This is a genomic window from Pseudomonas sp. dw_358, from assembly GCF_018449655.1.
Taxonomy (GTDB): domain Bacteria; phylum Pseudomonadota; class Gammaproteobacteria; order Pseudomonadales; family Pseudomonadaceae; genus Aquipseudomonas.
The window spans coordinates 400,823-426,265 of record NZ_JAAVUX010000001.1; the positions used below are offsets into that span (position 1 = coordinate 400,823).

Annotated in this window: 23 protein-coding genes; 10 read left to right on the forward strand and 13 right to left on the reverse strand. The window is 61.7% G+C overall.

Annotated features, from left to right (window positions below; all coding sequences use genetic code 11):
* Positions 1-123 precede the first annotated feature (123 nt).
* Positions 124-1,374, forward strand: coding sequence for a serine hydroxymethyltransferase (glyA, locus tag HB675_RS01895; RefSeq protein WP_213875387.1), 1,251 nt, complete (start codon positions 124-126; stop codon positions 1,372-1,374).
* A gap of 51 nt (positions 1,375-1,425) precedes the next feature.
* Here the strand turns inward: glyA and yjiA are convergent, their stop codons facing one another.
* From yjiA to HB675_RS01910, 3 genes are all read right to left on the reverse strand, one after another.
* Entirely contained in the window at positions 1,426-2,376 is a 951-nt protein-coding gene (gene yjiA, locus HB675_RS01900) for a GTPase (RefSeq protein ID WP_345945742.1), read from the reverse strand.
* A gap of 126 nt (positions 2,377-2,502) precedes the next feature.
* Positions 2,503-2,700 (reverse strand): YbdD/YjiX family protein, encoded by a 198-nt coding sequence (locus tag HB675_RS01905; protein WP_213875389.1) that lies wholly within the window; start codon positions 2,698-2,700, stop codon positions 2,503-2,505.
* Between the two features lie 18 nt (positions 2,701-2,718).
* Entirely contained in the window at positions 2,719-4,785 is a 2,067-nt protein-coding gene (locus tag HB675_RS01910) for a carbon starvation CstA family protein (protein ID WP_213875390.1), read from the reverse strand.
* A 177-nt stretch (positions 4,786-4,962) separates the two neighbouring features.
* On the opposite strand from HB675_RS01910, the gene HB675_RS01915 reads away from it, so the two are divergent.
* The gene (locus tag HB675_RS01915) at positions 4,963-5,331 is read left to right on the forward strand and encodes a PilZ domain-containing protein (protein ID WP_213875391.1); all 369 of its coding nucleotides are present in this window, start codon (positions 4,963-4,965) and stop codon (positions 5,329-5,331) included.
* Between the two features lie 109 nt (positions 5,332-5,440).
* Here the strand turns inward: HB675_RS01915 and HB675_RS01920 are convergent, their stop codons facing one another.
* Both HB675_RS01920 and radA read right to left on the reverse strand, forming a co-directional pair.
* A complete protein-coding gene (locus HB675_RS01920; protein ID WP_213875392.1) occupies positions 5,441-6,127 on the reverse strand; it encodes an HAD-IA family hydrolase in 687 nt (228 codons plus the stop codon).
* Positions 6,128-6,203: 76 nt separating this feature from the next.
* Entirely contained in the window at positions 6,204-7,571 is a 1,368-nt protein-coding gene (gene radA / locus HB675_RS01925; protein WP_213875393.1) for a DNA repair protein RadA, read from the reverse strand.
* A 248-nt stretch (positions 7,572-7,819) separates the two neighbouring features.
* Between radA and mscL the strand changes: the two genes are divergently transcribed.
* Positions 7,820-8,257, forward strand: coding sequence for a large-conductance mechanosensitive channel protein MscL (gene mscL, locus HB675_RS01930; protein ID WP_213875394.1), 438 nt, complete (start codon positions 7,820-7,822; stop codon positions 8,255-8,257).
* On the opposite strand, the gene HB675_RS01935 is transcribed toward mscL, so the two are convergent.
* Positions 8,248-9,024: a ferredoxin--NADP reductase gene (locus tag HB675_RS01935; RefSeq protein WP_213875395.1), complete on the reverse strand. Its 777-nt coding sequence runs from the start codon at positions 9,022-9,024 to the stop codon at positions 8,248-8,250. The genes mscL and HB675_RS01935 overlap by 10 nt on opposite strands.
* Positions 9,025-9,176: 152 nt before the next feature.
* On the opposite strand from HB675_RS01935, the gene HB675_RS01940 reads away from it, so the two are divergent.
* Positions 9,177-10,301 carry a methyltransferase gene (locus HB675_RS01940; protein ID WP_213875396.1) on the forward strand — a complete coding sequence of 375 codons (1,125 nt, stop codon included), beginning with the start codon at positions 9,177-9,179 and terminating at the stop codon, positions 10,299-10,301.
* Positions 10,302-10,395: 94 nt separating this feature from the next.
* On the opposite strand, the gene HB675_RS01945 is transcribed toward HB675_RS01940, so the two are convergent.
* From HB675_RS01945 to HB675_RS01955, 3 genes are read right to left on the reverse strand one after another with little or no spacing between them, the layout of a single operon-like run.
* A complete protein-coding gene (locus HB675_RS01945) occupies positions 10,396-10,536 on the reverse strand; it encodes a DUF2474 domain-containing protein (RefSeq protein WP_213875699.1) in 141 nt (46 codons plus the stop codon).
* Positions 10,537-10,566: 30 nt separating this feature from the next.
* The gene (gene cydB / locus HB675_RS01950) at positions 10,567-11,574 is read right to left on the reverse strand and encodes a cytochrome d ubiquinol oxidase subunit II (RefSeq protein WP_213875397.1); all 1,008 of its coding nucleotides are present in this window, start codon (positions 11,572-11,574) and stop codon (positions 10,567-10,569) included.
* A 3-nt stretch (positions 11,575-11,577) separates the two neighbouring features.
* Positions 11,578-13,017, reverse strand: coding sequence for a cytochrome ubiquinol oxidase subunit I (locus HB675_RS01955; protein WP_213875398.1), 1,440 nt, complete (start codon positions 13,015-13,017; stop codon positions 11,578-11,580).
* 227 nt (positions 13,018-13,244) lie between these two features.
* Here HB675_RS01955 and HB675_RS01960 point away from each other — a divergent pair, with 227 nt between their 5' ends.
* Positions 13,245-14,468, forward strand: coding sequence for an MFS transporter (locus HB675_RS01960; protein ID WP_213875399.1), 1,224 nt, complete (start codon positions 13,245-13,247; stop codon positions 14,466-14,468).
* A 119-nt stretch (positions 14,469-14,587) separates the two neighbouring features.
* Here HB675_RS01960 and HB675_RS01965 read toward each other — a convergent pair whose 3' ends face one another.
* Complete coding sequence (locus tag HB675_RS01965) at positions 14,588-15,196, reverse strand: YitT family protein (RefSeq protein WP_213875400.1); 609 nt, start codon at positions 15,194-15,196, stop codon at positions 14,588-14,590.
* 158 nt (positions 15,197-15,354) lie between these two features.
* Positions 15,355-15,813, reverse strand: a complete 459-nt coding sequence (locus HB675_RS01970; protein ID WP_213875401.1) for an Lrp/AsnC family transcriptional regulator — start codon at positions 15,811-15,813, stop codon at positions 15,355-15,357.
* Positions 15,814-16,060: 247 nt separating this feature from the next.
* On the opposite strand from HB675_RS01970, the gene HB675_RS01975 reads away from it, so the two are divergent.
* From HB675_RS01975 to HB675_RS01990, 4 genes are all read left to right on the forward strand, one after another.
* The gene (locus HB675_RS01975) at positions 16,061-17,356 is read left to right on the forward strand and encodes an NCS2 family permease (RefSeq protein ID WP_213875402.1); all 1,296 of its coding nucleotides are present in this window, start codon (positions 16,061-16,063) and stop codon (positions 17,354-17,356) included.
* On the forward strand, positions 17,353-18,441 hold the full coding sequence (gene trmA, locus HB675_RS01980) for a tRNA (uridine(54)-C5)-methyltransferase TrmA (protein ID WP_213875403.1): 1,089 nt from the start codon (positions 17,353-17,355) through the stop codon (positions 18,439-18,441). The genes HB675_RS01975 and trmA overlap by 4 nt, the downstream gene beginning before the upstream one ends.
* Positions 18,442-18,605: 164 nt before the next feature.
* Positions 18,606-19,976, forward strand: a complete 1,371-nt coding sequence (locus HB675_RS01985; protein ID WP_213875700.1) for an MFS transporter — start codon at positions 18,606-18,608, stop codon at positions 19,974-19,976.
* 102 nt (positions 19,977-20,078) lie between these two features.
* Positions 20,079-20,921 carry a shikimate dehydrogenase gene (locus HB675_RS01990; RefSeq protein WP_213875404.1) on the forward strand — a complete coding sequence of 281 codons (843 nt, stop codon included), beginning with the start codon at positions 20,079-20,081 and terminating at the stop codon, positions 20,919-20,921.
* A gap of 127 nt (positions 20,922-21,048) precedes the next feature.
* On the opposite strand, the gene HB675_RS01995 is transcribed toward HB675_RS01990, so the two are convergent.
* On the reverse strand, positions 21,049-21,720 hold the full coding sequence (locus HB675_RS01995; protein WP_213875405.1) for a TetR family transcriptional regulator: 672 nt from the start codon (positions 21,718-21,720) through the stop codon (positions 21,049-21,051).
* Positions 21,721-21,844: 124 nt separating this feature from the next.
* Positions 21,845-23,755 (reverse strand): 3-dehydroshikimate dehydratase QuiC, encoded by a 1,911-nt coding sequence (gene quiC / locus HB675_RS02000; RefSeq protein WP_213875406.1) that lies wholly within the window; start codon positions 23,753-23,755, stop codon positions 21,845-21,847.
* Between the two features lie 343 nt (positions 23,756-24,098).
* Here quiC and HB675_RS02005 point away from each other — a divergent pair, with 343 nt between their 5' ends.
* A complete protein-coding gene (locus HB675_RS02005; RefSeq protein WP_213875407.1) occupies positions 24,099-25,439 on the forward strand; it encodes an MFS transporter in 1,341 nt (446 codons plus the stop codon).
* Positions 25,440-25,443 lie beyond the last annotated feature (4 nt).

Sequence of the window (25,443 nt, forward strand, 5' to 3'; positions counted from 1 at the left end):
GCCCGCACATCATCATGAACACCGCTTGTCCCGACAATGACGGCGTTTCATATGCCAGACAAAACCCGTTGGGTTAGAATGCCCCCCTTTTCAACTGCCCCGATCCTTGAGGACCGCCACGCCATGTTCAGCCGTGACCTGACACTCGCCAAGTACGACGCCGATCTTTTTGCCGCGATGGAGCAAGAAGCTCAGCGCCAGGAAGAGCACATCGAGCTGATTGCCTCGGAAAACTACACCAGCCCGGCGGTGATGGAGGCACAGGGTTCGGTGCTGACCAACAAGTACGCCGAAGGCTACCCAGGCAAGCGTTACTACGGCGGCTGCGAATACGTCGACGTGGTTGAACAACTGGCCATCGACCGCGCCAAGCAACTGTTCGGTGCCGACTACGCCAACGTCCAGCCCCACGCCGGTTCCCAGGCCAACAGCGCGGTCTACCTGGCCCTGCTCAACGCCGGCGACACCATTTTGGGCATGAGCCTGGCCCACGGTGGTCACCTGACCCACGGCGCCAGCGTCAGCTCCTCGGGCAAGCTGTACAACGCGGTGCAGTACGGCATCGACGGCAACGGCCTGATCGACTACGACGAAGTCGAGCGCCTGGCCGTCGAGCACAAGCCGAAAATGATCGTGGCAGGCTTCTCCGCCTACTCGCAGATCCTCGACTTCCCGCGTTTTCGCGCCATTGCCGACAAGGTCGGTGCCTACCTGTTCGTCGACATGGCCCACGTGGCCGGTCTGGTTGCCGCTGGCGTCTACCCGAACCCGGTGCCATTTGCCGACGTGGTGACCACCACCACCCACAAGACCCTGCGCGGCCCACGCGGCGGCCTGATCCTGGCGCGCGCCAATGCCGACATCGAGAAGAAGCTGAACTCGGCGGTATTCCCGGGCGCCCAAGGCGGCCCGCTGGAGCACGTGATCGCGGCCAAGGCCGTGTGCTTCAAGGAAGCGCTGCAGCCTGAGTTCAAGGCCTACCAGCAGCAAGTGGTGAAAAACGCCCAGGCCATGGCCAGCGTGTTCATCGAGCGCGGTTTCGACGTGGTGTCCGGCGGGACCGAAAACCATCTGTTCCTGCTGTCGCTGATCAAGCAGGACATCTCCGGCAAAGACGCCGACGCCGCCTTGGGCCGTGCCTTCATCACCGTCAACAAGAACTCGGTACCTAACGACCCACGTTCGCCGTTCGTCACCTCGGGCCTGCGTTTCGGCACCCCGGCCGTGACCACCCGTGGTTTCAAGGAAGCCGACTGCCGTGAACTGGCTGTCTGGATCTGCGACATCCTGGCTGACTTGAACAATGAAGCCGTGATCGAGGCCGTTCGCGCCAAGGTCAAGGCCATTTGCGCGAAGCTGCCGGTTTACAGCTGATTGCGTCGATAGTCAAAAACCGGCCTTGACGGCCGGTTTTTTTATGGCCGCTCAACGTAACGCCTCAAACCCCGCCCGTATCTTCGTCTCGGGCAGTTCGTCGGCGATGAATACCATCACGCTCTCGCGCAGCTCGCCTTCTGCCCAAGGCGTATCCCAATCAAATCCATAGAGTTTCAGAACGCCCTGAAACACCAGACGGCGATCCTCGCCGGCAATGTTCAGCACGCCCTTGTAGCGCAACAACTGCATGCCGTGGGCTTCGAGCAGCTCATTCATGAACGTACTCAATCGATCGACATCCAGTGGTTGCTCCGTTCGCAGCACCAGGCTGGAAATACGATCGATGCCAGTCCCCGGCGAAACGGGGCGCAAGGTCAACCCGCCATTGAGATTGAAACCGCGCACATCCAGAAGCTCTTTAAGGTCGATGTTGCCGTGCTGCACGACGCGAATGGGCGCGCGCCGGTTGATGCGGGTCAGGCGCTCGCTCAGAGCTTCAAAGGCCGACGGGCTGACCAGGTCGGTCTTGCTCACCAACAAGCGGTCGGCAAAACCCACCTGGGCCTGGGCGATGGTCTGGGCCAGATGGACATCGGCATGGGCCGCATCCACGAGCGTGACGATGCCATCGAGCAGGTAGCGCTCGCGCAGCTCTTCATCGATAAAAAAGGTCTGCGCCACCGGCGCGGGATCGGCCAGGCCGGTGCATTCGATCACCAATCGGTCAAAGTTGATCTGGCCACTGTCCAGGCGTTCGAGCAGCAGGTAAAGGGCTTTGGCCAGGTCAGTGTGGAGGGTGCAGCAGACGCAGCCGTTGGCCAGGGTCATGACCTGCACCGGCTCGTCGCCCAGCAGCTGGGTGTCGATGCCGGCGTCGCTGAATTCGTTCTCGATCACGGCGATTTTCAGGCCGTGCTCGGCCTTGAGCAGATGGCGCAGCAAGGTGGTCTTGCCCGCGCCGAGAAAGCCGCTGAGGATGGTGACGGGTATTGGCAACACAACATGATCTCCGACGCGCCGAAAAACCTGTGGGAGCACGGCTTGCCGGCGACGATCTTCAGACCGCTATCGCCGGCAAGCCGTGCTCCCACAATAAGGTGAAAAGCCTGAAAACAGGTTATCGATTCAACAACACTTCGGCCCACCCTTGCCACCGTAACGAGCCTCCTGGCGTTCGCGGAAGAACGCCTCGTAGCTCATCACCGGTTTATCCGGGTGTTTGCCCTGCATGTGCTCGACATAGTTGTCGTAGTCCGGCATCCCGACCATCAGTCGGGCAGCCTGCCCCAGGTATTTGCCGAGGTTGGCGAGGTCATTGAACATGGTGGCTATCCTCTTTGGTCATGCGCCCGGTACGGCCTGGTAAGGCGCTTCCTTGTCGCTGCGTTCTTTCTTGCCCCAGGCCGCGACACCCACCTTGATGGCGAAGAACAGGATGCTGAACACCACAAACAGAAACAACGCGGTCAGCACGGCATTGGTGTAAGCGTTGAAGATCACGTGTTGCATTTGCTCGACCGTCTTGGCCGGGGCCAGCACCTGGCCACTGGCCAGCGCATCGCTGTACTTCTTCGCCAGGGCAAGGAAGCCCACTGCCGGGTTGGCGTCGAACAGCTTGATGAAGCCCGCCGTGGTGGTGCAGATCAACAGCCAGACCGCCGGGATCAGCGGCACCCAGATGTAGCGCTGGCGCTTCATCTTGATCAGCACCACGCAGCCCAGCATCAAGGCAATGCCTGCCAGCATCTGGTTGGAGATGCCAAACAACGGCCACAGCGTGTTGATACCGCCCAGTGGATCGATCACGCCCTGATACAGCAACCAGCCCCACATGGCCACGCAACCGGCGGTGGCAATCAGGTTGGCCGGCCATGAGTCGGTGCGCTTGAGCGAGGGCACAAACGAGCCCAGCAGGTCTTGCAGCATGAACCGTCCGGCACGGGTACCGGCATCCACGGCCGTGAGGATGAACAACGCTTCGAACAGGATTGCGAAGTGGTACCAGAACGCCATGGAGTTCTCGCTCGGCATCACATGATGGAGGATCTGCGCGATACCTACCGCCAGGGTCGGTGCGCCGCCGGCACGGGCCAGAATGGTGGTTTCACCGATGTCATGAGCCACGGCCTGCAAGGCTTCCGGGGTGATCATGAAGCCCCAGTGACTGACCGTGGTCGCCACCGCCACCACATCACCACCGACCACGGCAGCCGGGCTGTTCATGGCGAAATAAACGCCAGGCTCGATGACCGAGGCGGCCACCATGGCCATGATTGCCACGAAGGACTCTACCAGCATGGCGCCGTAGCCGATGTAGCGGGCATGGGCTTCGCTGGCCAGCAACTTGGGCGTGGTGCCCGAGGAAATCAGCGCATGGAAACCCGATACCGCCCCACAGGCAATGGTGATGAACAGGAACGGGAACAACCCGCCCTTCCACACCGGCCCTGTGCCGTCGATGAACTGAGTCAGGGCGGGCATCTTCAGGTCCGGCATGGTCACCAGGATGCCGATGGCCAGGGCGATGATGGTGCCGATCTTGAGGAAGGTCGACAGGTAGTCCCGAGGCGCCAGAATCAGCCACACAGGCAGTACCGCTGCGACAAAACCATAACCGATGAGCATCCAGGTGATCTGGATACCGGTGAAGGTGAACGCCTTGGCCCAGACCGGGTCGGCCGCCACCTGGCCACCGGCCCAGATCGACAGCAACAGCAGGACCACACCCACCAGCGAGATTTCACCAATGCGACCGGGGCGGATATAGCGCATGTACACGCCCATGAACATCGCGATCGGAAGCGTCGCCAGCACCGTGAAGATGCCCCACGGGCTCTCGGCCAGGGCCTTGACCACAATCAGCGCCAGCACGGCGAGGATGATGATCATGATCAGGAAGCAGCCAAACAGCGCAATGGTGCCAGGGATACGACCCATTTCCTCGCGCACCATATCCCCCAGCGAGCGACCGTTGCGACGAGTCGACAGGAACAGCACGAGGAAGTCCTGCACCGCACCGGCCAGCACCACGCCGGCAATCAGCCACAAGGTGCCGGGCAGGTAGCCCATTTGCGCCGCCAGTACCGGCCCCACCAGGGGGCCCGCCCCGGCAATGGCTGCAAAGTGATGGCCGAAAAGAATGTGTTTGTTGGTCGGCACATAGTCCAGACCGTCGTTGTTGAGCACCGCCGGCGTGGCGCGCAGCGGGTCCAGTTGCATGACCCGGTTGGCGATGAACAGGCTGTAGTAGCGGTAGGCGACCAGATAGATGGCCACGGCAGCGACAACGATCCACAGGGCATTGACAGCCTCCCCGCGGCGCAAGGCGACCACACCCAGCGCCCAGGCGCCGATGATCGCCACAATCAGCCACGGCAAGTGGCGAAGTGGATTACTGTTGTTTTTCATTTATTTTTATTTCCAGCAATTGGATACGAAAGTTCCCTCGTCAAGTCTAGCCCCCGCGCTGCGAAAGACACACCCCCACCTTTGTCGAACGGGCTGTTTATAGCCAGACTGTCGACCCGTTCGCCGATGGCGTCCGGGCGGTGCGCTATAGTCAGTGCAATTGCCGAGGGACCTGCCATGACCGAGTCACCCGTAGAACGTCGTCGCTTCAAACGCATCGCCTTCGATGCGCGCACCGAACTCAAACAGGGCACCCACACCTGGCCGGTCAAATTGATCGACCTGTCGTTCAAAGGTTTGCTGATCGAAAAACCCGAGCCATGGCAGGGCCATACCGCCGAACCCTTCGTGGCTGACGTCTATCTGGGCGATGAGGCGAAGGTCGAAATGCACGTGCTGCTGGCCCATGACGACCATGGCCAACTGGGGTTTCGCTGTGAGGAGATAGAGCTGGAGTCGATCAGCCATCTGCGCCGCGTGATCGAGTTGAATTTGGGCGACCCCAAGGAGCTGGAGCGCGAGTTTGCGGAGTTGATTCAGGCCTGACGCTCCCTTGCATCCCCCGCAGGAGCACGCGAAGCCTGCGATGACCGTTGGCTCGGTTAACCGGGCACAACCCATCGCGGGCTTTGCGCGTTCCTGCGCGCTGGAGGTGTTACAGGCCCGGCAACCCCCACACCTGCGGCTGGAACTCCAGCAGACTTTTCAGCTTGTCATCGGCATGCAGGTACTTCTCCGCCGACATGGCCGGATCCGGCACGGCGATGGCGTACATCCCGGCGGTCTTGGCGGCCGTGATGCCGAACGGCGAATCCTCGAACACCAGACAGTCCTTGGGATCAACCCCCAGACGCCGGGCTGCTGTCAGGAAAATGTCCGGTGCCGGCTTCGCTGCCTTGACCTCGGGGTCGTCCGCCGTGACGATGGTGTCGAACAGGGAGAACCACTCCTGATGCAGCGTGGTCTTCTGTGCAAAATAATGCCGTGAAGAACTGGTGCCCACCGCAATCGGAATGCCCTTTGCCTTCAGGTGCCGTACCAGTGCCTCGGCACCGGCCATGGCCATGGCATGAGGAAACCGCTCGGCCATCAGCGGCGCGCGGAACGCCATGAACTCTTCCGGGGTGATCGGCAGGTCCAGCGCCTTGACGATATAGGTCGACAGATCGCCGGCGCCCAGGCCAATGGTGTTCTGCTTGATGCTCCAGTCGAAGGTGCGACCATAGCGCTCGGCAATCATCTGCGTCACTTCGGTGTAGATGCCCTCAGTGTCCAGCAACAGTCCGTCCATATCGAAAATGACGGCCTTGACCGGGCCTTTAGCGGTTGCAGCTTGGGTCATGGGACAGTGTCCTCAGTCTAGTCAGCGGAAAATGCCAGCGACCGTACCGCGCCATCCGCGGTACCGATCATGATTCTCACTCGAACAGGGCATCCAGCGCCTGTTCCAGCCGGGTCACGGCGATCACTTGCAGCCCCGGCGGCGCCTCCTTGGGCGCGTTGCCTTTAGGTACGATAGCCCGCTTGAAGCCATGCTTGGCAGCCTCTTTCAAACGTTCCTGGCCGCTGGGCACCGGGCGCACTTCGCCCGACAGGCCGACCTCGCCAAACACCAGCAGGTCGTGTGGCAGCGGACGGTTGCGCAGGCTGGACATCACGGCGGCCATCAGCGCCAGGTCGGAGGCAGTTTCCAGCACCTTGACCCCGCCCACCACGTTGAGGAAAACGTCCTGATCGTGGGTCGGAATGCCGCCGTGGCGGTGCAATACCGCCAGCAACATGGCCAGACGGTTCTGGTCCAGCCCCAGGGTGACCCGGCGCGGGTTGGCCAGGTGACTGTCGTCTACCAGCGCCTGCACCTCCACCAGCATCGGCCGGGTGCCTTCCCAGGTGGCCATGACCACACTGCCGGGCACTTCTTCCTGAGCGCGGGTGAGGAAGATCGCCGAGGGGTTGGAGACCTCCTTGAGCCCCTTGTCGGTCATGCCGAACACACCCAGCTCGTTGATCGCGCCGAAACGGTTCTTTACCGCGCGCAGCAGACGCAGGCGCCCGTCGGACTCGCCCTCGAAATACAACACGGTATCGACCATGTGCTCCAGCACCCGCGGCCCCGCCAGCGCCCCTTCCTTGGTCACATGGCCCACCAGGAAGATCGCCGTGCCGCTCTGCTTGGCATAGCGAACCAGCAACGCGGCGCTCTCGCGCACTTGCGCGACGCCGCCCGGCGCCGACTGCAACTGCTCGGTGAAGATAGTCTGGATCGAGTCGATCACCATGACCTTGGGCTGCTCCGCCTTGGCCGTGGCGATGATGGTTTCGATGCAGGTTTCGGTCATCACTCGCAGCTTGTCCTGAGGCAACCCCAGGCGCCGAGCGCGCATGGCTACCTGCTGCTGCGATTCTTCGCCGGTGACATAGAGTGCCGGCATGCGGGTCGCGATATTGCACAGGGTCTGGAGCAGGATGGTCGACTTGCCGATGCCGGGATCGCCGCCGATCAGCACTACGGAGCCATCCACCAGGCCGCCGCCCAACACTCGATCCAGTTCACCGGACGCCGTGCTGAAACGCGGAATCTCCTCAACGCTGACTTCGGCCAGCGTGCGCGTCTGCGCCTGCTGCCCGGCCCAACCGGTGCGGCCGCTGGGCGGTTGGGCAGCGCCGCTCTCGATCATGGTCTCGACCAGCGTGTTCCACGCGCCGCACTCACCGCACTGCCCGGCCCATTTGGGAAAGGTCGCACCACACTCGGTGCAGCCATACAAACGCTTGGCCTTGGCCATCAACAATTCCTCGCAATCCAACCCCAGGACGGCAAGTGCCCCAGCAGCAAAGCACCCATCATAACGGAGCCGCCCGTGGCCTGGGGCCTTACCTGCCAGCGTTTCATCTACGCCTGTTTGAAAAGCAACTAAGCTGACTTCCGGCAAAACTAATCCACGCACCGTCGGTCATTTGAACACGCAGTGACGTTTCGGGCCGTACCGCTCGCTACATGCACCTGAGCTTATCCAACCTAAGGAAATAACCCATGAGCATACTCAACGAGTTCAAGGCCTTCGCCCTCAAAGGCAACGTAGTCGACATGGCTGTCGGTATCATCATCGGCGCCGCGTTCGGCAAGATTGTTTCATCTTTGGTCGGCGACGTGGTCATGCCGCCCCTGGGTTTGCTGATCGGCGGCGTGGACTTCAGTGACCTCGCAGTTACATTGAAAGCCGCCGAGGGGAGTACACCGGCGGTGGTGCTTGCCTACGGCAAGTTCATTCAAACGGTCATCGACTTCTTGATTGTCGCGTTCGCCATCTTCATGGGCGTCAAGGCAATCAATCGTCTGCGCCATCATGAAGAAGCCAAGCCACCCGCGCCGAGCAAGGAAGAAGTGCTGCTGGGCGAGATCCGTGACCTGCTCAAGGAGCAGACCACCAAAGCTCCGGAGGCGCCGGTGGCCATCCCGCCCTACCAGTAATTCTCGACAGCGACCTGGCCTGGGCGTCGACTCAGGCTCAGCCGCAGGTCCCGCTCCTTGAGCAGAGCGCGGGTGTCCTCGATCATTTGCGGGTTGCCGCAGATCATCACCCGCGAGTGTTCAGCCGTCAGCGCGACGCCTGCCGCTTTCTCCAATTCGCCATTGGCGATCAGATCCGTGATCCGCCCACGCAAGGCGCCTGGCGCCTCTTCACGCGTCACCGTGGCAATGAACTGCAACTTGCCCGCGAATTCGGCCAGGTACTCGCGCTGCTCCAATCCGGCGATCAAATCCTGATAGGCCAACTCACGCCCTTCCCGCGCGCTATAGACCAGCATGATGCGCTCGAATTTTTCCCACACCTCGAAGTCCTGCAGAATCGACAGAAATGGCGCAACGCCCGTACCCGTGGACAGCAACCAGAGGTCGCGGCCATCGACAAAACGGTCCAGGGTCAGATACCCGAACGCTTGCTTGTCCACCAGCAAACAGTCGCCCTCGCGCAAGCGGCTCAGTTCACTGGTGAACTCGCCGCCTGGCACGACGATGGACAGAAACTCGAGAAATTCGTCATGGGGCGAGGACACCATCGAATAGGCGCGCCAGGCCACGCTGCCATCGGGCTTGGTCACCCCCAGGCGCGCGAACTGTCCGGCGACAAACCGAAAACCGGCATCGCGGGTGGTACGCAGGGTGAACAGGCTCGGGGTGAGGGGCTGCACGTCCAGCAGGGTCTGGCGGGTGAACTTGTCGGCGCTGTCGGTCATGGGTCCTCCGGCTAAGCGAATCAATGCGCTAGTGTCCTGCAATTGCGTCCGGAGAAACACCGGTGGTTTGTGGGGCTGTCCCGACACACCTCGATAAAACTCCGTAGAATGGCGCCTCCAGACCCCCGCGTCGCTTCTTTGTACCCATCGCCATGCCGCTTCTGACTTCTGCTTTCGCACAGCTGGACCTGATCCGCCAGCCCGACCAACCCAACGAGCCGCTCCAGGCCTTCGATGCGGCGGACGAGTACTTGCTGGCCTATATGGCCGAGCAGAACCTGCCCTCCAGCGCGCGGGTACTGGTGCTCAACGACAGCTTCGGCGCGCTGGCCATCAGCTTGCTGGGGCGTGTGGAACTGGTCAGCAGCGGCGACTCGTTTCTCGGCAGTCTGGGAGTGGAGAAGAACCTCGCACGCAACGGCTTGCCGTTTGATGCGATTCGCGTGCTGCCGTCCACCGAGTCGTGGCAGGGGTTGTTTGATCGGGTGCTGATCCGTGTGCCCAAGACCCTGGCGCTGCTGGAAGAACAGCTCGTTCGTCTGCAAGGGCATCTGGCTCCAGGGGCGCAGGTTGTCGCCGCCGCAATGGTCAAGCACCTGCCTCATGCGGCGGGTGACCTGCTGGCGCGCTACGTCGGGTCGATGCAAGCGTCACTGGCCGTCAAGAAGGCGCGGCTGCTGATCGCCGACGTCGAGACCCGGGCGCCGATTGCGTCACCCTACCCCACCCGTTATCAGCTGGAGCAACCCGCCCTGGAGCTGCTGAACCATGCCAACGTGTTCTGCCGCGAAGGCCTGGATATCGGCACCCGCGCCTTCCTGCCGCACTTGCCGCGCAATCTGGGCAGCGCTCGTGTGGCGGACCTGGGCTGTGGTAATGGCGTGCTGGGGATCGTCAGTGCGCTGCAGAACCCGCAGGCCCAGTACACTCTGGTGGACGAGTCGTTCATGGCGGTGCAGTCGGCACGGGAAAACTGGCAGGCGGCGTTGGGTGAGCGGGCCGTGACGGTGCGCGCAGACGATGGCCTGGCCGGGCAAACGGCAGACTCACTGGACGTGGTGTTGTGCAATCCGCCCTTCCATCAACAGCAGGTAGTGGGGGATTTTCTGGCGTGGAGGATGTTTCAGCAGGCGCGGGAAGCCTTGGTGGTGGGCGGTGCGCTGTACATCGTCGGTAACCGGCACCTGGGTTACCACAGCAAGCTGGCGCGGCTGTTTCGCGCGGTGGAGCAGGTAGCGGCGACACCGAAGTTTGTCGTGCTCAAGGCGCGCAAGTAAGGCCGACCGAGTCGCCTGCATCGCGAGCAAGCCCTGCTGCCAGCGGGGCTTGCTCGCGATGAGGCCACCGGCCTCACCACACGCACGCATTGAATCAGTGCGATTTCATTCCCGCCGCACTCATCAGCAAGCGCAGCAGCATGGCCACAACGCCAAGCCCCACCACGCTGCCGATGTAGATCAGCACCAGCCAGCCCACCCGCTTCCACAGCGGCAATTTGCGCTCTGTTTCCATCGTTTGCTCTGTATGGTTCATGACCAGATCCTAGTGATAACCGTCTTCTGCTGTCACCTTGCCGCGGAACACGTAGTAGCTCCAGAAGGTGTACATCAGGATGCACGGAATGATGAACAAGGTGCCCACCAGAATGAAGCCCTGGCTTTGCGGCGGTGAAGCAGCGTCCCAGATCGAGATCGACGGCGGGATAATGTTCGGCCACAGGCTGATGCCCAGGCCGCTGTAGCCGAGGAACACCAGCAACAGGGTCAAGATGAACGGCGCGTATTCAGCGTTGCGCGCCACCGACTTGAACAACCCCCAGACGGTCACCAGAACCAGCACCGGCACCGGCAGGAACCAGAACAGGTTAGGCGTGCTGAACCAGCGGTGGGCGATGTCGGCGTGGGCCAGCGGCGTCCAGAGGCTGACGATACCGGTCACCACCAGCAGCGCGGTGGCCAACGGCCGCGCCAGGTCATGCATGGCCTTTTGCAGCGGGCCTTCGGTTTTCATGATCAGCCAGGTGCAGCCCAGCAGGGCATACGCCACGATCAGCGCGACACCGCAGAACAGGCTGAACGGCGTCAGCCAGTCCAGGCCACCACCGGCGTACTGGCGGTTGACCACCGGAATACCGTCGATGAAGGCACCCAAGGCCACGCCCTGGAAGAAGGTTGCCACCAGCGAGCCGCCGATGAAGGCCTTGTCCCAGATGTGCTGCTTCTCCGGGGTTGCCTTGAAGCGGAACTCGAAGGCTACGCCGCGAAAGATCAGACCGAACAGCATGAACATCAGCGGCAGGTACAACGCCGAGAGCACGACCGAGTAGGCCAGCGGGAAGGCGCCGAACAGGCCGGCACCGCCAAGGATCAACCAGGTTTCGTTGCCGTCCCAGACGGGTGCAACGGTGTTCATCATCACATCGCGGTCGCTGGAGCCTTTGATGAAGGGGAAGAGAATGCCAATCCCCAGGTCAAAGCCGTCCATGATCACGTACATCATGACGCCAAAGATGATGATCATGGCCCAGATCAGTGGAAGATCGATACCCATGACTCAGTGCTCCTTGGTCAGGCTGGCGGAAGTGATGTCGTCGTCGCCATCGTGGGCAGCAGACAACGGCCGGGCCGGTGTACGGGTGGTACCCGGGCCACCTGGGGTCGGTGCATCGCCTTCGTGAGTCTTGGGACCCTTGCCGACCAGGCGCATCATGTAGCCGAAGCCGGTACCGAACAGCGAGAAGTAGATCACCACGAACAGCACGAGGGTGATGCTCATCTGCGCCACACTGTGGTTGGACGAGGCATCGGCGGTGCGCAGCAGACCGTAGACGACCCAGGGCTGGCGACCGATTTCAGTGGTGAACCAGCCGGCCAGCAGGGCGATCAGGCCCGATGGGCCCATGATCAGGACCAGGCGCAGGAACGGACGGCACGTGAACAGGCCACCGCTCTTGCGCAGCCACAGGCTCCACAGACCGACCAGAATCATCAGCATGCCCAGGCCGGCCATGACGCGGAACGACCAGAAGATAATGGTGGAGTTGGGACGATCCTCAGGCGGGAACGACTTCAACGCCGGGATCTGCTTGTCCAGGCTGTGGGTCAGAATCAGGCTGCCCAGATACGGGATTTCCACCGCGTACTTGGTCTTCTCGGCCTTCATGTCGGGGATACCGAACAGGATCAGCGGAGTCGGCTCGTTACCGACGTTTTCCCAGTGGCCTTCGATCGCAGCGATCTTGGCAGGCTGGTGTTCCAGGGTGTTCAAGCCGTGGGCATCGCCCACGACTGCCTGGATAGGCGCGACGATCAGCGCCATCCACATGGCCATCGACAGCATGCGGCGGATGGCTGGGTTGTCACGGCCACGCAGCAGATGCCAAGCGGCCGAAGCACCGACGAAGAAAGCGGTGGCCACGAACGCGGCAATCGACATGTGCGCCAGGCGGAAGGGGAACGAGGGGTTGAAGATGACCTTGAGCCAGTCCACCGGGATGACGCGACCGTCGACGATTTCGTAACCCTGCGGGGTCTGCATCCAGCTGTTGGAAGCCAGAATCCAGAAGGTCGAAATCAAGGTGCCGATGGCGACCATGACCGTGGCGAAGAAGTGCAAGCCACGGCCGACACGGTGCCAGCCAAACAGCATGACGCCCAGGAAGCCGGCTTCCAGGAAGAAAGCGGTAAGGACTTCATAGGTCAACAGCGGGCCGTTGACGGCACCGGCGAAATCGGAGAAACGGCTCCAGTTGGTGCCGAACTCGTAGGCCATTACCAGCCCTGAGACGACGCCCATACCAAAGTTGACGGCAAAGATTTTCGACCAGAAGTGATACAGATCGCGATAGGTGTCGTCGTGGGTCTTCAGCCACAGACCTTCAAGCACTGCCAGGAAGCTGGCCAGGCCGATGGTGATAGCGGGAAACAGGATGTGAAACGAGACAGTAAATGCGAACTGCATTCGGGCGAGATCTAGGGCCTCTAAACCGAACATGGGCTTTCCTCTATCAGGTGAACCGACACGGCGTCGGTTTTGACATGGATCAGTGAACGGTAGAAGGGTAGCTGGTATGCACCGAATCGCCCGCGTGGTTTAGTGCCGCGCGACCTGTTGCCTCACCCACTTGCAATCTGACTGATTCGGCGAATTTCGTAACCAACTGTTACGGCCAGATGATAATCTCGGCAGCCTCCTGTCCGCTTCAAGGTTGCCACCCCTTCATGTCCAGTGAAGCTCCGTTGTTGTTGCGTCGCCATCGTCCTTTTCTGGCGTTCTGGTGGGCCCGGGTCAGTACTGCCAGCGCCTTCCAGATGCTCACTGTGGCCATCGGCTGGCACCTTTATCAGTTGACCGGGAGCGTGCTGGACCTGGGCCTGGTGGGGCTGGTCGAATTTGCTCCGCGCCTGCTGTTCATGTTGCACACCGGCCATGTGGCAGACCGCTATGACCGGCGCAAGGTAGCCGCGTTATGCCAGGCGGCCCAGGGGCTGGTGGCACTGGCGCTGCTGATTGCCAGCGCCACGGATGAGGTCAGCCGCAACCTGATCTTTGTCTGTGCCTTCATGCTGGGTGGAGCACGCGCTTTCGAGATGCCGACGACTCAGGCGCTGCTGCCGAACATCGTGCCCAGCGCGCTGTTTCCGCGCGCCGTGGCTGCCTCGGCGTCGGCGATGCAGTCGGCAACCATCGTGGCGCCCGCTATTGGCGGCTTTCTATATGCCTTCGGCAGCGCGTGGGTCTACGGGCCCAGTGCTGTGATCTACCTCATCGCGCTGACGCTGATGCTCAGCCTGCCCGCCCGGCAGACCCCGCTAGCCAAAGGCCGGGCCACCTTGCAGTCGCTGATGGCCGGGATTCACTTCATTCGCAGCCGGCCGGACATCCTCGGGGCAATCTCCCTTGACCTGTTCGCCGTGCTGCTGGGCGGCGCCACCGCTCTGCTGCCTGTATTCGCCCGGGACATCCTGCTAACCGGCCCCTGGGGCCTGGGGATGCTGCGCTCGGCACCGGCGGTGGGGGCATTGCTGATGTCGTTCTGGCTCGCGCGCTTTCCCATCGAGCGCAAGGTCGGAAGGGTAATGTTTACCGGCGTCGGCGTGTTTGGCGTGGCGACCATTGCCTTCGGTCTGTCCACCTCGTTCTGGTTTTCACTGGTGACTTTGGCAGTGCTGGGTGCGGCCGACATGATCAGCATGGTGATCCGCGGGGCCTTCGTGCAACTGGAGACCCCGGACGAAATGCGCGGTCGGGTAAGTGCGGTCAATGGCCTGTTCATCGGCGCTTCGAACCAGTTGGGCGAGTTCGAGTCCGGCTTGACCGCGCATTGGTTCGGCACGGTGCCCGCCGTGGTGCTGGGGGGCGTGGGTACCCTGGTGGTGACTGGAGTCTGGATGAAGGTGTTTCCGAGCTTGGCCAAGCGCGATTACATGCATCAGCAGCCTTAGGCTGGCTGCACAAACCTGTGGGAGCAAGCCTTGGCTGCGATGCAAGCAACTCGGTCTGGCTGAATTGCGCGGGGATGCCATCGCTTCCTTGTCGCGCAGGCGGCCACTGAAAACGGCGCTCAGGCGTGGTAGCGGCCTGAGCGGTGGTTCATGGCGATAATCAGGTTGAGCACCACGGCGCCGGCCACCGACATGAGCCATAACGGCAGTGCAAGGACGGTCAGGGAGAGGCTGAGAATCAGCACATCGGCGCCCATTTGCAGCCAACCGGCGCGCCAGCCGAAGCGATCTTGCAGAAAGAGCATGAGGATGTTCAAGCCCCCAAGGCTCGCGCGGTGACGAAACAACACCAGAAAGCCGACGCCCAGGATCACGTTGCCCACCAGCGCCGCGTACAGGGGCTCGATGTGCGACAGGCTCATCAGGCCTTGGGTGTGGTCGGAAAAGAACGACACCAGGCCGATGGCGGCAAAGGTCTTGAGGGTGAACCCCCAGCCCATGCGCCGCACGGCCAGGTAGTAGAACGGCAGGTTCAACAAAAAGAACGTGAGACCGAAGGCGTAGCCCAGCGCATAGTGCAGGTACAGGGCGATGCCCGCTGTACCGCCGGTGGCCAGGCCGCCCTGGCGCACCAGCAGCAGGCCGAAGGCAACCAGCACCGTGCCGACGATCAGTGCGAGGGCGTCTTCGATTCGGGAGTGGGGGCAAGCGAGGTTGGCGGTGGTCATGAAAAGATTCTGCCGGGGCGATGTGCGCAAAATCTACCACAAAAAAGCACATATCAAGCAGGTATGAAATTTAAATTGCACGATTAGCGCATAGATAGCCAATATATCGCACCAATCAAGCGCGGCGAAGATAATCCATGCCGCTGAGCAGTGCGCTTTCAATGGGCGGGCAGCCCGGCTTCCTTGAGCCGTTCCAGTACCACGGCCGTCTTCAAATGGCCGATGGTCGCGCTCGCGGTCAACCGGCCCATCAGCGTGTTCAGCTCTGCCAACCCGGCTATGGCGACCTTCAGGCTGTAGTCCGAATCCCCCGTGGTCTTGTACACATCCACCACGGCGCGCTCGGCCTTGACGAAGGCTTCGAAGGCGCTAGAGGTGGCCTGGCTGTGCTCCACCAGGCTGACCTCGATCATCACCACCACCTCGGTATTCATAGCGTGGGGCGCGAGCCTGGCGTGGTAACCCAGAATCAGCCCGGCCTGTTCCAAGGCGATGCGACGCCTGGAGCACTGCGACGCCGACAAGCCCACCAGCTCGCTAAGCTCCGGGTTGCTCAAACGCCCGTTGCCTTGCAGCAGCGTCAGCAGTTTCAGGTCGAAATCGTCGATGTCACTCATACGCCAAAGGGCCTTTGCCGGTCACGGAGTCGGCGAGGTTAACAGGTGAGCCGTGGGCCGAGACAGGGAGATGGGATGACGCCGGCTTGCCGCATCAAAAGTCCCGCATTCACCCCTCCCCCCCCATACTGCTATCATGCGCGGCTTTTTTCCGACCCCTGCAAATTTCACCGGCGCACCACGCTGCCTGTGCTTTGCTCAGAGGGTCGATCATTCACGGCGCCGCAGAGCGCCACGGGGAGCGGGCATGCTGGAACGATTGTTTCAACTCAGGGCACATAACACCAACGTGCGCACCGAGATCCTGGCGGGCGTGACCACCTTTCTGGCCATGGCCTATATTCTGTTCGTCAACCCGAACATCCTCGGCATGACCGGCATGGACAAGGGCGCGGTGTTCGTCGCCACCTGCCTGGCGGCAGCCATCGGTTCGAGCATCATGGGCCTGATCGCCAACTACCCGATCGCCCTGGCGCCGGGCATGGGCCTCAACGCGTTCTTCACCTTCACGGTGGTCGAGCGCATGGGCCATACGTGGCAGGTGGCGCTGGGCGCCGTGTTCATTTCGGCGGTGTGTTTCTTCCTGCTGTCGATCTTTCGCATCCGCGAATGGATCGTCAACAGCATCCCCTTGCCCTTGCGCTCCGGCATTGCTGCCGGCATTGGCCTGTTCCTGGCGCTGATTGCCCTGCAAGGCTGCGGAATTGTGATCGGTAACCCCGAGACGCTGGTAGGGCTGGGCGACCTCAAGCAGCCGGGTGTGATTCTCGCCAGCCTCGGCTTCTTCCTGATCGTCGGGCTCGAGGCGCTGAAGGTGCGCGGCGCGGTGCTGATCGGCATTCTGGCGGTGACGGTGGTGTCCATCGTCGGTGGCTTCAGCCAGTTCGGCGGGGTGGTTTCGATGCCGCCGTCGCTGATGCCGACCTTCCTGCAATTGGACATCAAGGGTGCGATGAACATCGGCCTGGTCAGCGTCGTCTTCGCCTTTCTGTTCGTCGACCTGTTCGACAACTCCGGGACCCTGATCGGCGTTGCCAAGCGCGCCGGCCTGATGGGCAAGGACGGCCACATGCCGAAAATGGGCCGTGCGCTGATCGCGGACAGCACGGCGGCCATGGCCGGTTCGTTGCTGGGCACCTCGACCACCACCAGCTACATCGAATCGGCCGCTGGCGTGAGCGCAGGGGGGCGTACCGGGCTGACGGCAGTGGTCGTCGGCATTCTGTTTCTGCTGGCCTTGTTTTTCGCACCACTGGCCGGCAGCGTACCGGGATACGCCACTGCGCCAGCGCTGATGTTCGTCGCCGTGCTGATGGCTTCGGGCCTGGCCGAAATCAACTGGGCCGACATCACCGAAGCCGCTCCCGTGGTGATCACGGCCCTGGCCATGCCGTTCACTTACTCCATCGCCAACGGCATTGCCTTTGGCTTCATCAGCTGGACCCTGATCAAGTTGGTGTCGGGCCGCGGCCGCGAGCTGAACGCCGCGCTGGTGATTCTTTCCATTCTCTTCGTGATCAAGCTGGGCTGGTACAACGCATGAGTGCTGTGGCTTTCAATCCGGCGGACTATGAGCGCCAACTGCAAGAAAAAGTCGCGCGCCTGCGCGAGCTGCTGGCGCCGTTCGCTGCGCCCGAGCCCCAGGTGTTCGATTCGCCTCGGGAACATTATCGCCTGCGCGCCGAATTTCGCCTGTGGCGCGAGGACGGCCAGCGTCACTACGCGATGTTCGCCCCCGGGGAGAAACATGTCCCGATCCTCATCGAGGATTTCCCCATTGCCAGCGCGCGTATCAATGAATTGATGCCGCGTCTGAAGGCGGCCTGGCAAAGCAACGCGGCGTTGAGCAACAAGCTGTTCCAGGTGGAGTTTCTCACCACCCTGGACGGCGATGCGATGGTCACTCTGTGTTACCACCGCCCACTGGACGAGCACTGGCAGAGGGCTGCCGAGCAACTGGCCGGCGAGCTGCAGGTCAGCCTGATCGGGCGCTCCAAGGGCAAACGTGTGGTGATTGGCCGCGACTATGCGGTCGAGGCGCTGACCGTCGCCGGCCGTGAGTTTCGCTATCGCCAGCCGGAAGGTGCATTTACCCAGCCCAATGGTTCGGTGAACCAGAAAATGCTCGGCTGGGCCTATGAGGCCCTGGGCGAGCGCGACGACGACCTGCTGGAGCTGTACTGCGGCAACGGCAACTTCACCCTGCCGTTGGCCACCCGGGTGCGTCAGGTACTGGCCACCGAGATCAGCAAGACCTCGGTGAACGCAGCGCTGCATAACCTGGCCGACAACGGCGTGGATAACGTCACGCTGGTGCGCCTGTCGGCCGAGGAGCTGACCGAGGCACTCAACGAGGTCCGGCCGTTCCGACGCCTGGAAGGCGTTGATCTAAAAAGCTACGCGTTCGGCAGCGTCTTCGTCGACCCGCCCCGCGCGGGGATGGACCCGGACACCTGCGAACTGACCCGGCGCTTCGACAACATCCTGTATATCTCTTGTAATCCGGAGACCCTGGCGGCCAACATTGCCCAATTGCAGGACACCCATCGGATCGAACGGTGTGCGCTGTTTGATCAGTTTCCATATACCCATCATATGGAATCAGGGGTTTTGCTGGTTCGGCGTTAAAACCCGCAGCCCGAGGGGGCGTGGGTGCTCACCAAAAGCATTCAATAGCCCCCTACGCATCACCGCTTTTGTGTAGGATTCCTCTCATCCACTTGTGCGATGACTGGGAGTCCCGCTTGAACACTTCTGCCACTGCCCCGCTTGCGCCGTCACGCTCACGCCTCATGGCGTTACTGGTGGCCGGTGCGTTCTTCATGGAAAACCTCGATGCTACGGTGATTGTCACGGCGCTGCCGGACATGGCCCGCTCGTTCAACGCCACGGCAGTGGACCTGAACGTGGGCATCACCGCGTATTTGCTGACCCTGGCGGTGCTGATTCCGGCCAGCGGCTGGGTTGCTGACCGGTGGGGCCATCGCCGGGTATTCATGGGGGCGCTGGCGTTGTTCACCCTCGCTTCGGCTTTGTGCGCCGGCTCGCAGACACTCTGGGAATTCGCCGCGGCACGTGTGCTGCAAGGTATTGGCGGCGCGATGATGGTGCCCGTCGGGCGCCTGGTGGTGCTGCGCAACACGCCCAAAAGCGACCTGCTGACCGCCATCGCCTACATCACCTGGCCCGGCCTGGTGGCCCCGGTGCTCGGGCCGCCGGTGGGTGGTTTCATCGCCACCTATGCGTCCTGGCACTGGATTTTCCTGCTCAATCTGCCACTGGGTCTGATCGCCATGCTGTGCGCCTGGAAACTGATGCCGGCCGCGTCGGGGGACATCGAGAAGCGGCCCTTCGACCTTCTGGGCTTTGTCATCTGCGCCTTGACCTGTGCCGGCCTTTTGTACGGCCTCGACCGCCTGGGCCAGGCGCCGCGAGACTGGCAGCCCTACGCGATGCTGATGGTCAGCGCGGTGCTGCTGGTTGCCTTTTACTACCACGCGCGACGTACCCCGGCGCCCCTGCTCAAGCTCGACGCACTGAAGATTCCCACCTACCGCGTGACGTTCAACGGCGGCTCGCTGTTCCGCGCCATGGTCAGCTCCCATCCGTTTCTCCTGCCACTGATGTTCCAGCTGGGCTTCGGCTATGACGCCTTCACCTCGGGGCTGCTGGTGCTGACGCTGTTCGCCGGCAACATCGGCATGAAGCCCATGACCAACTGGGTGCTGCGCCGCTACGGTTTCCGCACCACCCTGATCGGCAGCAGCCTGGTGCTGACGGCTTGTACCTTCATTTGCGCCTTGATGACGCCGGGGACACCGCTAGCGTTCATCCTGCCCACCTTGCTGATTTCCGGCATGGCCCGTTCCATGGGCTTTACCGCCTACAGCAGCATGGCCTTTGCCGACATGCCACAGCCGCTGATGTCATCGGCCAACACGCTGTTCAGTATGACCCAGCAACTGGCCTTCGGCCTGGGCGTGGCGCTGGCGGTGATATTCGTGCGCATGGGACAGTCCATCCTCGGGGTGGACCATGACTCGTTGGGCAGTTACCACATCGCCTTTGTCGCCGTAGGTGTGTTGACCTTATTGTCCATGCTCGACCTGTGGCGCTTGCCGGCCAATGCCGGTGCCCACGTGACCGGTCATGCCGCCGGATGAGCACGGGGGCAAATTCCATTTGACGGAATTAACCAGTTAGTACAATTTAGCGGCAAGGCATCGACACGCATTGCCTACCTAAGAACAATGGAGAATTCCTCAATGAGTCGCACCGTATTGGCCGGCCTCATCGGCGCTGGTATTCAGGCCTCGCGCACCCCCGCCCTGCACGAACGCGAAGGCGCCGCCCAGGGCCTGGGCTATGTCTATCGCCTGATCGATCTCGACGCCCTGAAGCTGGATAACAACGCCCTCGAAGAGCTGCTTATTGCCACCGAGCGTACGGGCTTTACCGGCTTGAACATTACCTTTCCCGCCAAACAAGCCATCATCCCTCTGCTCGACGACCTGTCGGCCGAAGCCCGGGGCATTGGCGCAGTCAATACCGTGGTGTTCAAGGACGGCAAGCGTATCGGCCACAATACCGATTGCCTGGGCTTTGGCGAGGGCTTCCGTCGTGGCCTGGACGGCGCGGCGCGCAGCAAAGTGGTGCAGATGGGTGCGGGCGGTGCCGGTGCGGCCGTGGCCCACGCCTTGCTGGCCGAAGGCGTCGAACACCTGAGTATCTTCGACGTCGAGCCTGCCCGCGCCCAGGCCTTGGCCGACAACCTCAACTCGCACTTCCCCGGCAACCGCGCCCAGGCCGGTGGTGACCTGGCCGAGACCGTGGGCGCTGCTGATGGCCTGGTCAATACCACCCCCATGGGCATGGCCAAGCTGCCCGGCATGCCGGTGCCCAAGGCCCTGCTGCGTAAGGACCTGTGGATCGCCGAGATCGTGTATTTCCCGTTGGAAACCGAGCTGCTGCGCGAGGCCCGTGCCTTGGGCGCACGCACGTTGGACGGCGGGACCATGGCGGTGTTTCAGGCGGTGAAAGCGTTTGAATTGTTTACCGGGATCGAGCCGGATGCCGAGCGCATGACGGCGCACTTCCTGGGTATGTGACAGGCGGCTTCCACAGGTTGGAAGTGCATGCTGCGGGAGCAAGCCCTGGCTGCGATGCGGGCACCACAGTCCGACTGGATTGGGCGCTGATGCCATCGCGCCCAGGGGCTGCTCCCACGGATCCGTTCTACACCTTCAAAAACCGCATCAGGGTCTCGCAGATCATCTCCCGATGATGATTGCGCAACTGCTCGTCATTGAAATCCACCTGGAACAACTCGCCGAAGGTGTGTTTGTTCGATACCCGGTAGAAACAGAACGAGCTGATCAGCAGGTGCACGTCCATGGCCTGCAGCCCGGCGCGGAAGACGCCCTGCTCAGTTCCCCGCCGAAGCACCCCATCCAGCGCATTGAGCACCGACTTGTTCAACGAGCGGATCACGTCCGACTGCTTGACGTATTCGGCCTTGTACATGTTCTCGTTGCACACCAACCGCACGAAATCGACGTTGCGGTCGTGGTGGTCAAAGGTGAATTCCACCAGACGGCGGATCCCGTCGATCGGCGTCAACTCTTCCAGGCGCAGCTCGGCTTCGGTGCCGCGGATGTCGCCGTAGACCTTCTCCAACACCTCCACGTACAACTGCTCCTTGCTGGAAAAGTAGTAGTAGATCATGCGTTTGGAAGTTTGCGTGCGCTCGGCAATCGCGTCGACGCGAGCACCGGCCAGCCCCTGCTGGACGAATTCGGTAATAGCGGCTTGAAGAATGTTTTCCCGGGTCTTTTCCGGGTTGTTCTTGCGACTCTTGCGAGGGGCGGCTTCGGCCGGCTCGACTGAGGCTACTGTTGTTATTGTCATTTCGAGGACTCACGGCCATCAAGATCAATGGCAATTATGCGGCGACCCACGCACAGAAGGAAAGCTTTGTACTAACGGGTTAGTGAGTCAGCGCATTGCGCGCCGACTCACCGCCCCGGTTCGATTACAACTTCGCGTGGCGCGTGCCCTTGGCGCGTGCCTTGGCCATGGCGGACAGGCGCACGGCAACGTTGGCCGCACCGTAACCCGCATAGCCACCACGGCGCTGCAACACTTCGAAGAAGAAGCGATCCTCGAAGGGCTCGGTGTAGACGTGGAACAGCTCGCCGCCATTCGGATCGCGGTCGTAGAGGACGTTGTAATAGGCCAGTTCGCTGAGGAATTCGTCGTCGAATTCAAAACGCGCGGCCAGGTCGTCGTAGTAGTTCAGCGGGATGTCGAGCAAGGCGACCCCGGCATCCTTGGCCTTGCTGACGGCCGCGAAGATGTCGTCGCAATCGAACGCGATATGGTGCACACCGGAGCCGCGATAGGTCGACAACGCGTGGGAAATCGCCGTGTTGCGGTTCTCCGAGACGTTCAACGGCAGGCGGATCGAACTGCACTGACTGCGCACGGCGCGGCTCTTGACCAGGCCGTAGGGGTCCGGCAATACCACTTCGTCGTCGGCCTTGAAGTCCAGCACGGTCTTATAGAACAGCACCCAGCTGTCGAGCATGTCCGGTGGCACGGCAATGGCCATGTGGTCGATGGTTTTCAGCATGCCCTTGTCGGCCGGTGCCGGTACCAGGCTGAAGTCGGTGTCGTAGATGGTGCGGCCTTGATCATCCGGGTCCACCAGATAGATCAGGCTGCCGTCCAGGCCGCGCACAGCGGCCAAGTGACGCTCGTTGGGGCCGACCAGGCCACGGAACGGCTGACCGTGGTAGGCCACCGCGCGCTCCAGGGCCTTGGCGCTGTCCTTGACCCGAATGGCCGTGGCGCACAGCGACGGGCCGTGGGATTCGAAAAAGTTATGGGCAAACGAGTAAGGCTCGCTGTTGAGGATCAGATTGATGTCGCCCTGACGCAGCAAGCTGACATTCTTCGAGCGGTGCTGGCCGGCCTTGGTAAAGCCCAGGCCCTGCAGCCAATGCCCGAGCTTGGCGCCGAGTGCTTCGTCCACGGCAAATTCGAGGAACTCGATGCCATCGTACTGGCTGGCCTCGGGCGGCGAGAACAGGATGTCGAGGTTGGCCACCGGAGTGGCTTCCTTTTCCAGCAGCTTGCGGGTTTTTTCTTCGAGGTACAGCAGCGAGCGCAGACCGTCGGCGGCATTGGCGCGCGGCGGTGCGGCGCGGAAACCGTCATTGAAGATTTCCAGCGACAGCGGGCCGGTGTAGCCGCTCTTGATGATCGGCGCGAGGAAGCCTGGCAAGTCGAACTCACCCTGGCCCGGGAAACAGCGGAAATGGCGGCTCCACTCCAGCACGTCCATGGCCAGGATCGGCGCATCGGCCATCTGCACGAAGAAGATCTTGTCGCCGGGGATGTCGGCGATGGCCGCGGGGTCGCCTTTGAGGGACAGGGTGTGAAAGCTGTCCAGCAAAACCCCCAGCGCCGGATGGTCGGCCTGGCGGACAATGTCCCAGACTTGCTGGTAAGTGTTGACGTGACGGCCCCAGGCCAGCGCCTCGTAGCCGATGCGCAGGCCGCGTTTGCCCGCACGCTCGGCCATCTGGTAAAGGTCGTCGATGATGATCTGCTGATCGCCCAGGGAGTCTGGCGCGGCATTGCTGCACACCAGCACCAGGTCAGTACCCAATTCCTGCATCACATCGAACTTGCGCTCGGCCCGGTCGAAATTGCGTGGCATACGGTCGCGGCGGCTGCCTTCGAAGTCACGAAACGGCTGGAACAAGGTAATCTCGATGCCGAGGTCCTTGCACATCTGACGCACTTCACGGGGACTGCCGTCGTAATACAGCAGGTCGTTTTCAAAGATTTCGACGCCGTCAAAGCCCGCCGCCGCGACGGCTTCGAGTTTTTCCGGCAACGTACCGCTCAGCGAGACGGTGGCAATTGAACGATGCATGCATGAGCTCCATTAGGCTTCGGAAAACCAGGCCTTTACAGCCACTGGCCTCGACGACGAGCCATTGTCCGACTGCGGCAATCCACACGCAATCCGGGGTTGAGAATTCGCTGATGCCGATTCTATACCTGATCCAGCAGCGTACGAACTAGTTAGTTTTTGTGCGATTATCGACCGCTATAGACCTCCACGAATTGACGATACCTGCCCCAATGTCCACCATCCCTCCCACATTGAAGTCCCTCCGTGGTTTAAACGCCAACCCCAGGACAGGTCATTCGCCCGACACCCCGTGCGTTCGACCGTGCGACATCCATAACAATTTCAAAAACGGGTAACTCACATGATTTCACGCAGCACATCCGTGCCCGCCGAGTCAGCTGCGGCCACCAGCAAAGTCGGTTTCAAGGACATGTTCCGCGAGGCAATGGCGGTAGGCAAGACCCGCTGGGGCATGCTGGCACTGGTTTTTTTCGCCACCACCCTCAACTACATCGACCGCGCTGCCCTGGGCATCATGCAGCCTATCCTCGCCAAGGACATGAGCTGGACGGCGATGGACTATGCCAACATCAACTTCTGGTTTCAGGTCGGCTACGCCGTCGGTTTTTTGTTGCAGGGCCGCTTGATCGACAAGGTCGGTGTCAAGCGCGTGTTCTTCTGCGCAGTGCTGCTGTGGAGCCTGGCCACCGGTGCCCATGGCCTTGCCACCTCGGCGTTCGGCTTCATGATTTGCCGCTTCATTCTCGGCCTCACTGAAGCCGCCAACTACCCGGCGTGCGTGAAGACCACCCGGTTGTGGTTCCCCGCCAAGGAACGTGCCGTGGCCACTGGCGTTTTCAACGCCGGGACCAATGTCGGTGCGCTGCTGACGCCCATGCTGTTGCCGTGGATCCTGCACACCTGGGGCTGGCAGGCAGCGTTCCTGTGCATCGCCTCATTGGGCCTGATCTGGGCGGCTTTCTGGGCCATCAAATACTTCAACCCGGAACAACACCCGCGGGTTCAGGACAGCGAAATACAGTACATCCAGGAAGACGCCGAGCCTGAGCAGCCCAGCGTGCCCTTCCACCGTATCCTGCGCATGCGTGGCACCTGGGCATTCGCCGGAGCCTTCATGATGACGGCGCCGGTGTTCTGGTTTTACCTGTACTGGTTGCCGCCGTTCCTCAATCAGCAATACGAACTGGGCATCAGCGTGACCCAGATGGGTATCCCATTGATCGTCATCTACCTGTGTGCCGACGTCGGCAGCGTGGGCGGAGGTGTGCTCTCATCGCTGATGATCGGCCGTGGCATGCAGCCGGTGCGGGCGCGTCTACTGTCGATGCTGATCTGTGCACTGGCCATCATCGGAGTGATCTTTGCCGCCGGAGCCTCGCACTTGTGGGTCGCCGTGGCCGCCATCTCCCTGGCCATTGCCGCGCACCAGGCGTGGACGGCGAACATCTGGAGCGTGGTGATGGACTACACGCCCAAGCACATGATGAGCACCGTGTTCGGCTTCGGCGGGATGTGCGCAGCGATCGGCGGGATGTTCATGACCCAGATCGTCGGTTACATCCTGACCGTGACCCACAACAACTACACCATGCTGTTCCTGATGATTCCGGCGATGTACTTCATTGCCTTGACCTGGATGTTCATCATGGCACCACGCAAGGTGCCTGACGTTCGGGATTGATCGT

Coding starts and splice junctions, on each gene's coding strand:
- trmA (WP_213875403.1), top strand. CDS start 17,353: ATGAGTGCTGTGGCTTTCAATCCGGCGGACTATGAGCGCCAACTGCAA.
- HB675_RS01990 (WP_213875404.1), top strand. CDS start 20,079: ATGAGTCGCACCGTATTGGCCGGCCTCATCGGCGCTGGTATTCAGGCC.
- HB675_RS02005 (WP_213875407.1), top strand. CDS start 24,099: ATGATTTCACGCAGCACATCCGTGCCCGCCGAGTCAGCTGCGGCCACC.
- HB675_RS01975 (WP_213875402.1), top strand. CDS start 16,061: ATGCTGGAACGATTGTTTCAACTCAGGGCACATAACACCAACGTGCGC.
- HB675_RS01910 (WP_213875390.1), bottom strand. CDS start 4,785: ATGAAAAACAACAGTAATCCACTTCGCCACTTGCCGTGGCTGATTGTG.
- cydB (WP_213875397.1), bottom strand. CDS start 11,574: ATGGGTATCGATCTTCCACTGATCTGGGCCATGATCATCATCTTTGGC.
- HB675_RS01985 (WP_213875700.1), top strand. CDS start 18,606: ATGGCGTTACTGGTGGCCGGTGCGTTCTTCATGGAAAACCTCGATGCT.
- HB675_RS01970 (WP_213875401.1), bottom strand. CDS start 15,813: ATGAGTGACATCGACGATTTCGACCTGAAACTGCTGACGCTGCTGCAA.
- mscL (WP_213875394.1), top strand. CDS start 7,820: ATGAGCATACTCAACGAGTTCAAGGCCTTCGCCCTCAAAGGCAACGTA.
- HB675_RS01905 (WP_213875389.1), bottom strand. CDS start 2,700: ATGTTCAATGACCTCGCCAACCTCGGCAAATACCTGGGGCAGGCTGCC.
- glyA (WP_213875387.1), top strand. CDS start 124: ATGTTCAGCCGTGACCTGACACTCGCCAAGTACGACGCCGATCTTTTT.
- HB675_RS01960 (WP_213875399.1), top strand. CDS start 13,245: ATGTCCAGTGAAGCTCCGTTGTTGTTGCGTCGCCATCGTCCTTTTCTG.
- quiC (WP_213875406.1), bottom strand. CDS start 23,755: ATGCATCGTTCAATTGCCACCGTCTCGCTGAGCGGTACGTTGCCGGAA.
- HB675_RS01940 (WP_213875396.1), top strand. CDS start 9,177: ATGCCGCTTCTGACTTCTGCTTTCGCACAGCTGGACCTGATCCGCCAG.
- HB675_RS01945 (WP_213875699.1), bottom strand. CDS start 10,536: ATGGAAACAGAGCGCAAATTGCCGCTGTGGAAGCGGGTGGGCTGGCTG.
- HB675_RS01920 (WP_213875392.1), bottom strand. CDS start 6,127: ATGACCCAAGCTGCAACCGCTAAAGGCCCGGTCAAGGCCGTCATTTTC.
- HB675_RS01935 (WP_213875395.1), bottom strand. CDS start 9,024: ATGACCGACAGCGCCGACAAGTTCACCCGCCAGACCCTGCTGGACGTG.
- HB675_RS01955 (WP_213875398.1), bottom strand. CDS start 13,017: ATGTTCGGTTTAGAGGCCCTAGATCTCGCCCGAATGCAGTTCGCATTT.
- HB675_RS01965 (WP_213875400.1), bottom strand. CDS start 15,196: ATGACCACCGCCAACCTCGCTTGCCCCCACTCCCGAATCGAAGACGCC.
- radA (WP_213875393.1), bottom strand. CDS start 7,571: ATGGCCAAGGCCAAGCGTTTGTATGGCTGCACCGAGTGTGGTGCGACC.
- HB675_RS01995 (WP_213875405.1), bottom strand. CDS start 21,720: ATGACAATAACAACAGTAGCCTCAGTCGAGCCGGCCGAAGCCGCCCCT.
- HB675_RS01915 (WP_213875391.1), top strand. CDS start 4,963: ATGACCGAGTCACCCGTAGAACGTCGTCGCTTCAAACGCATCGCCTTC.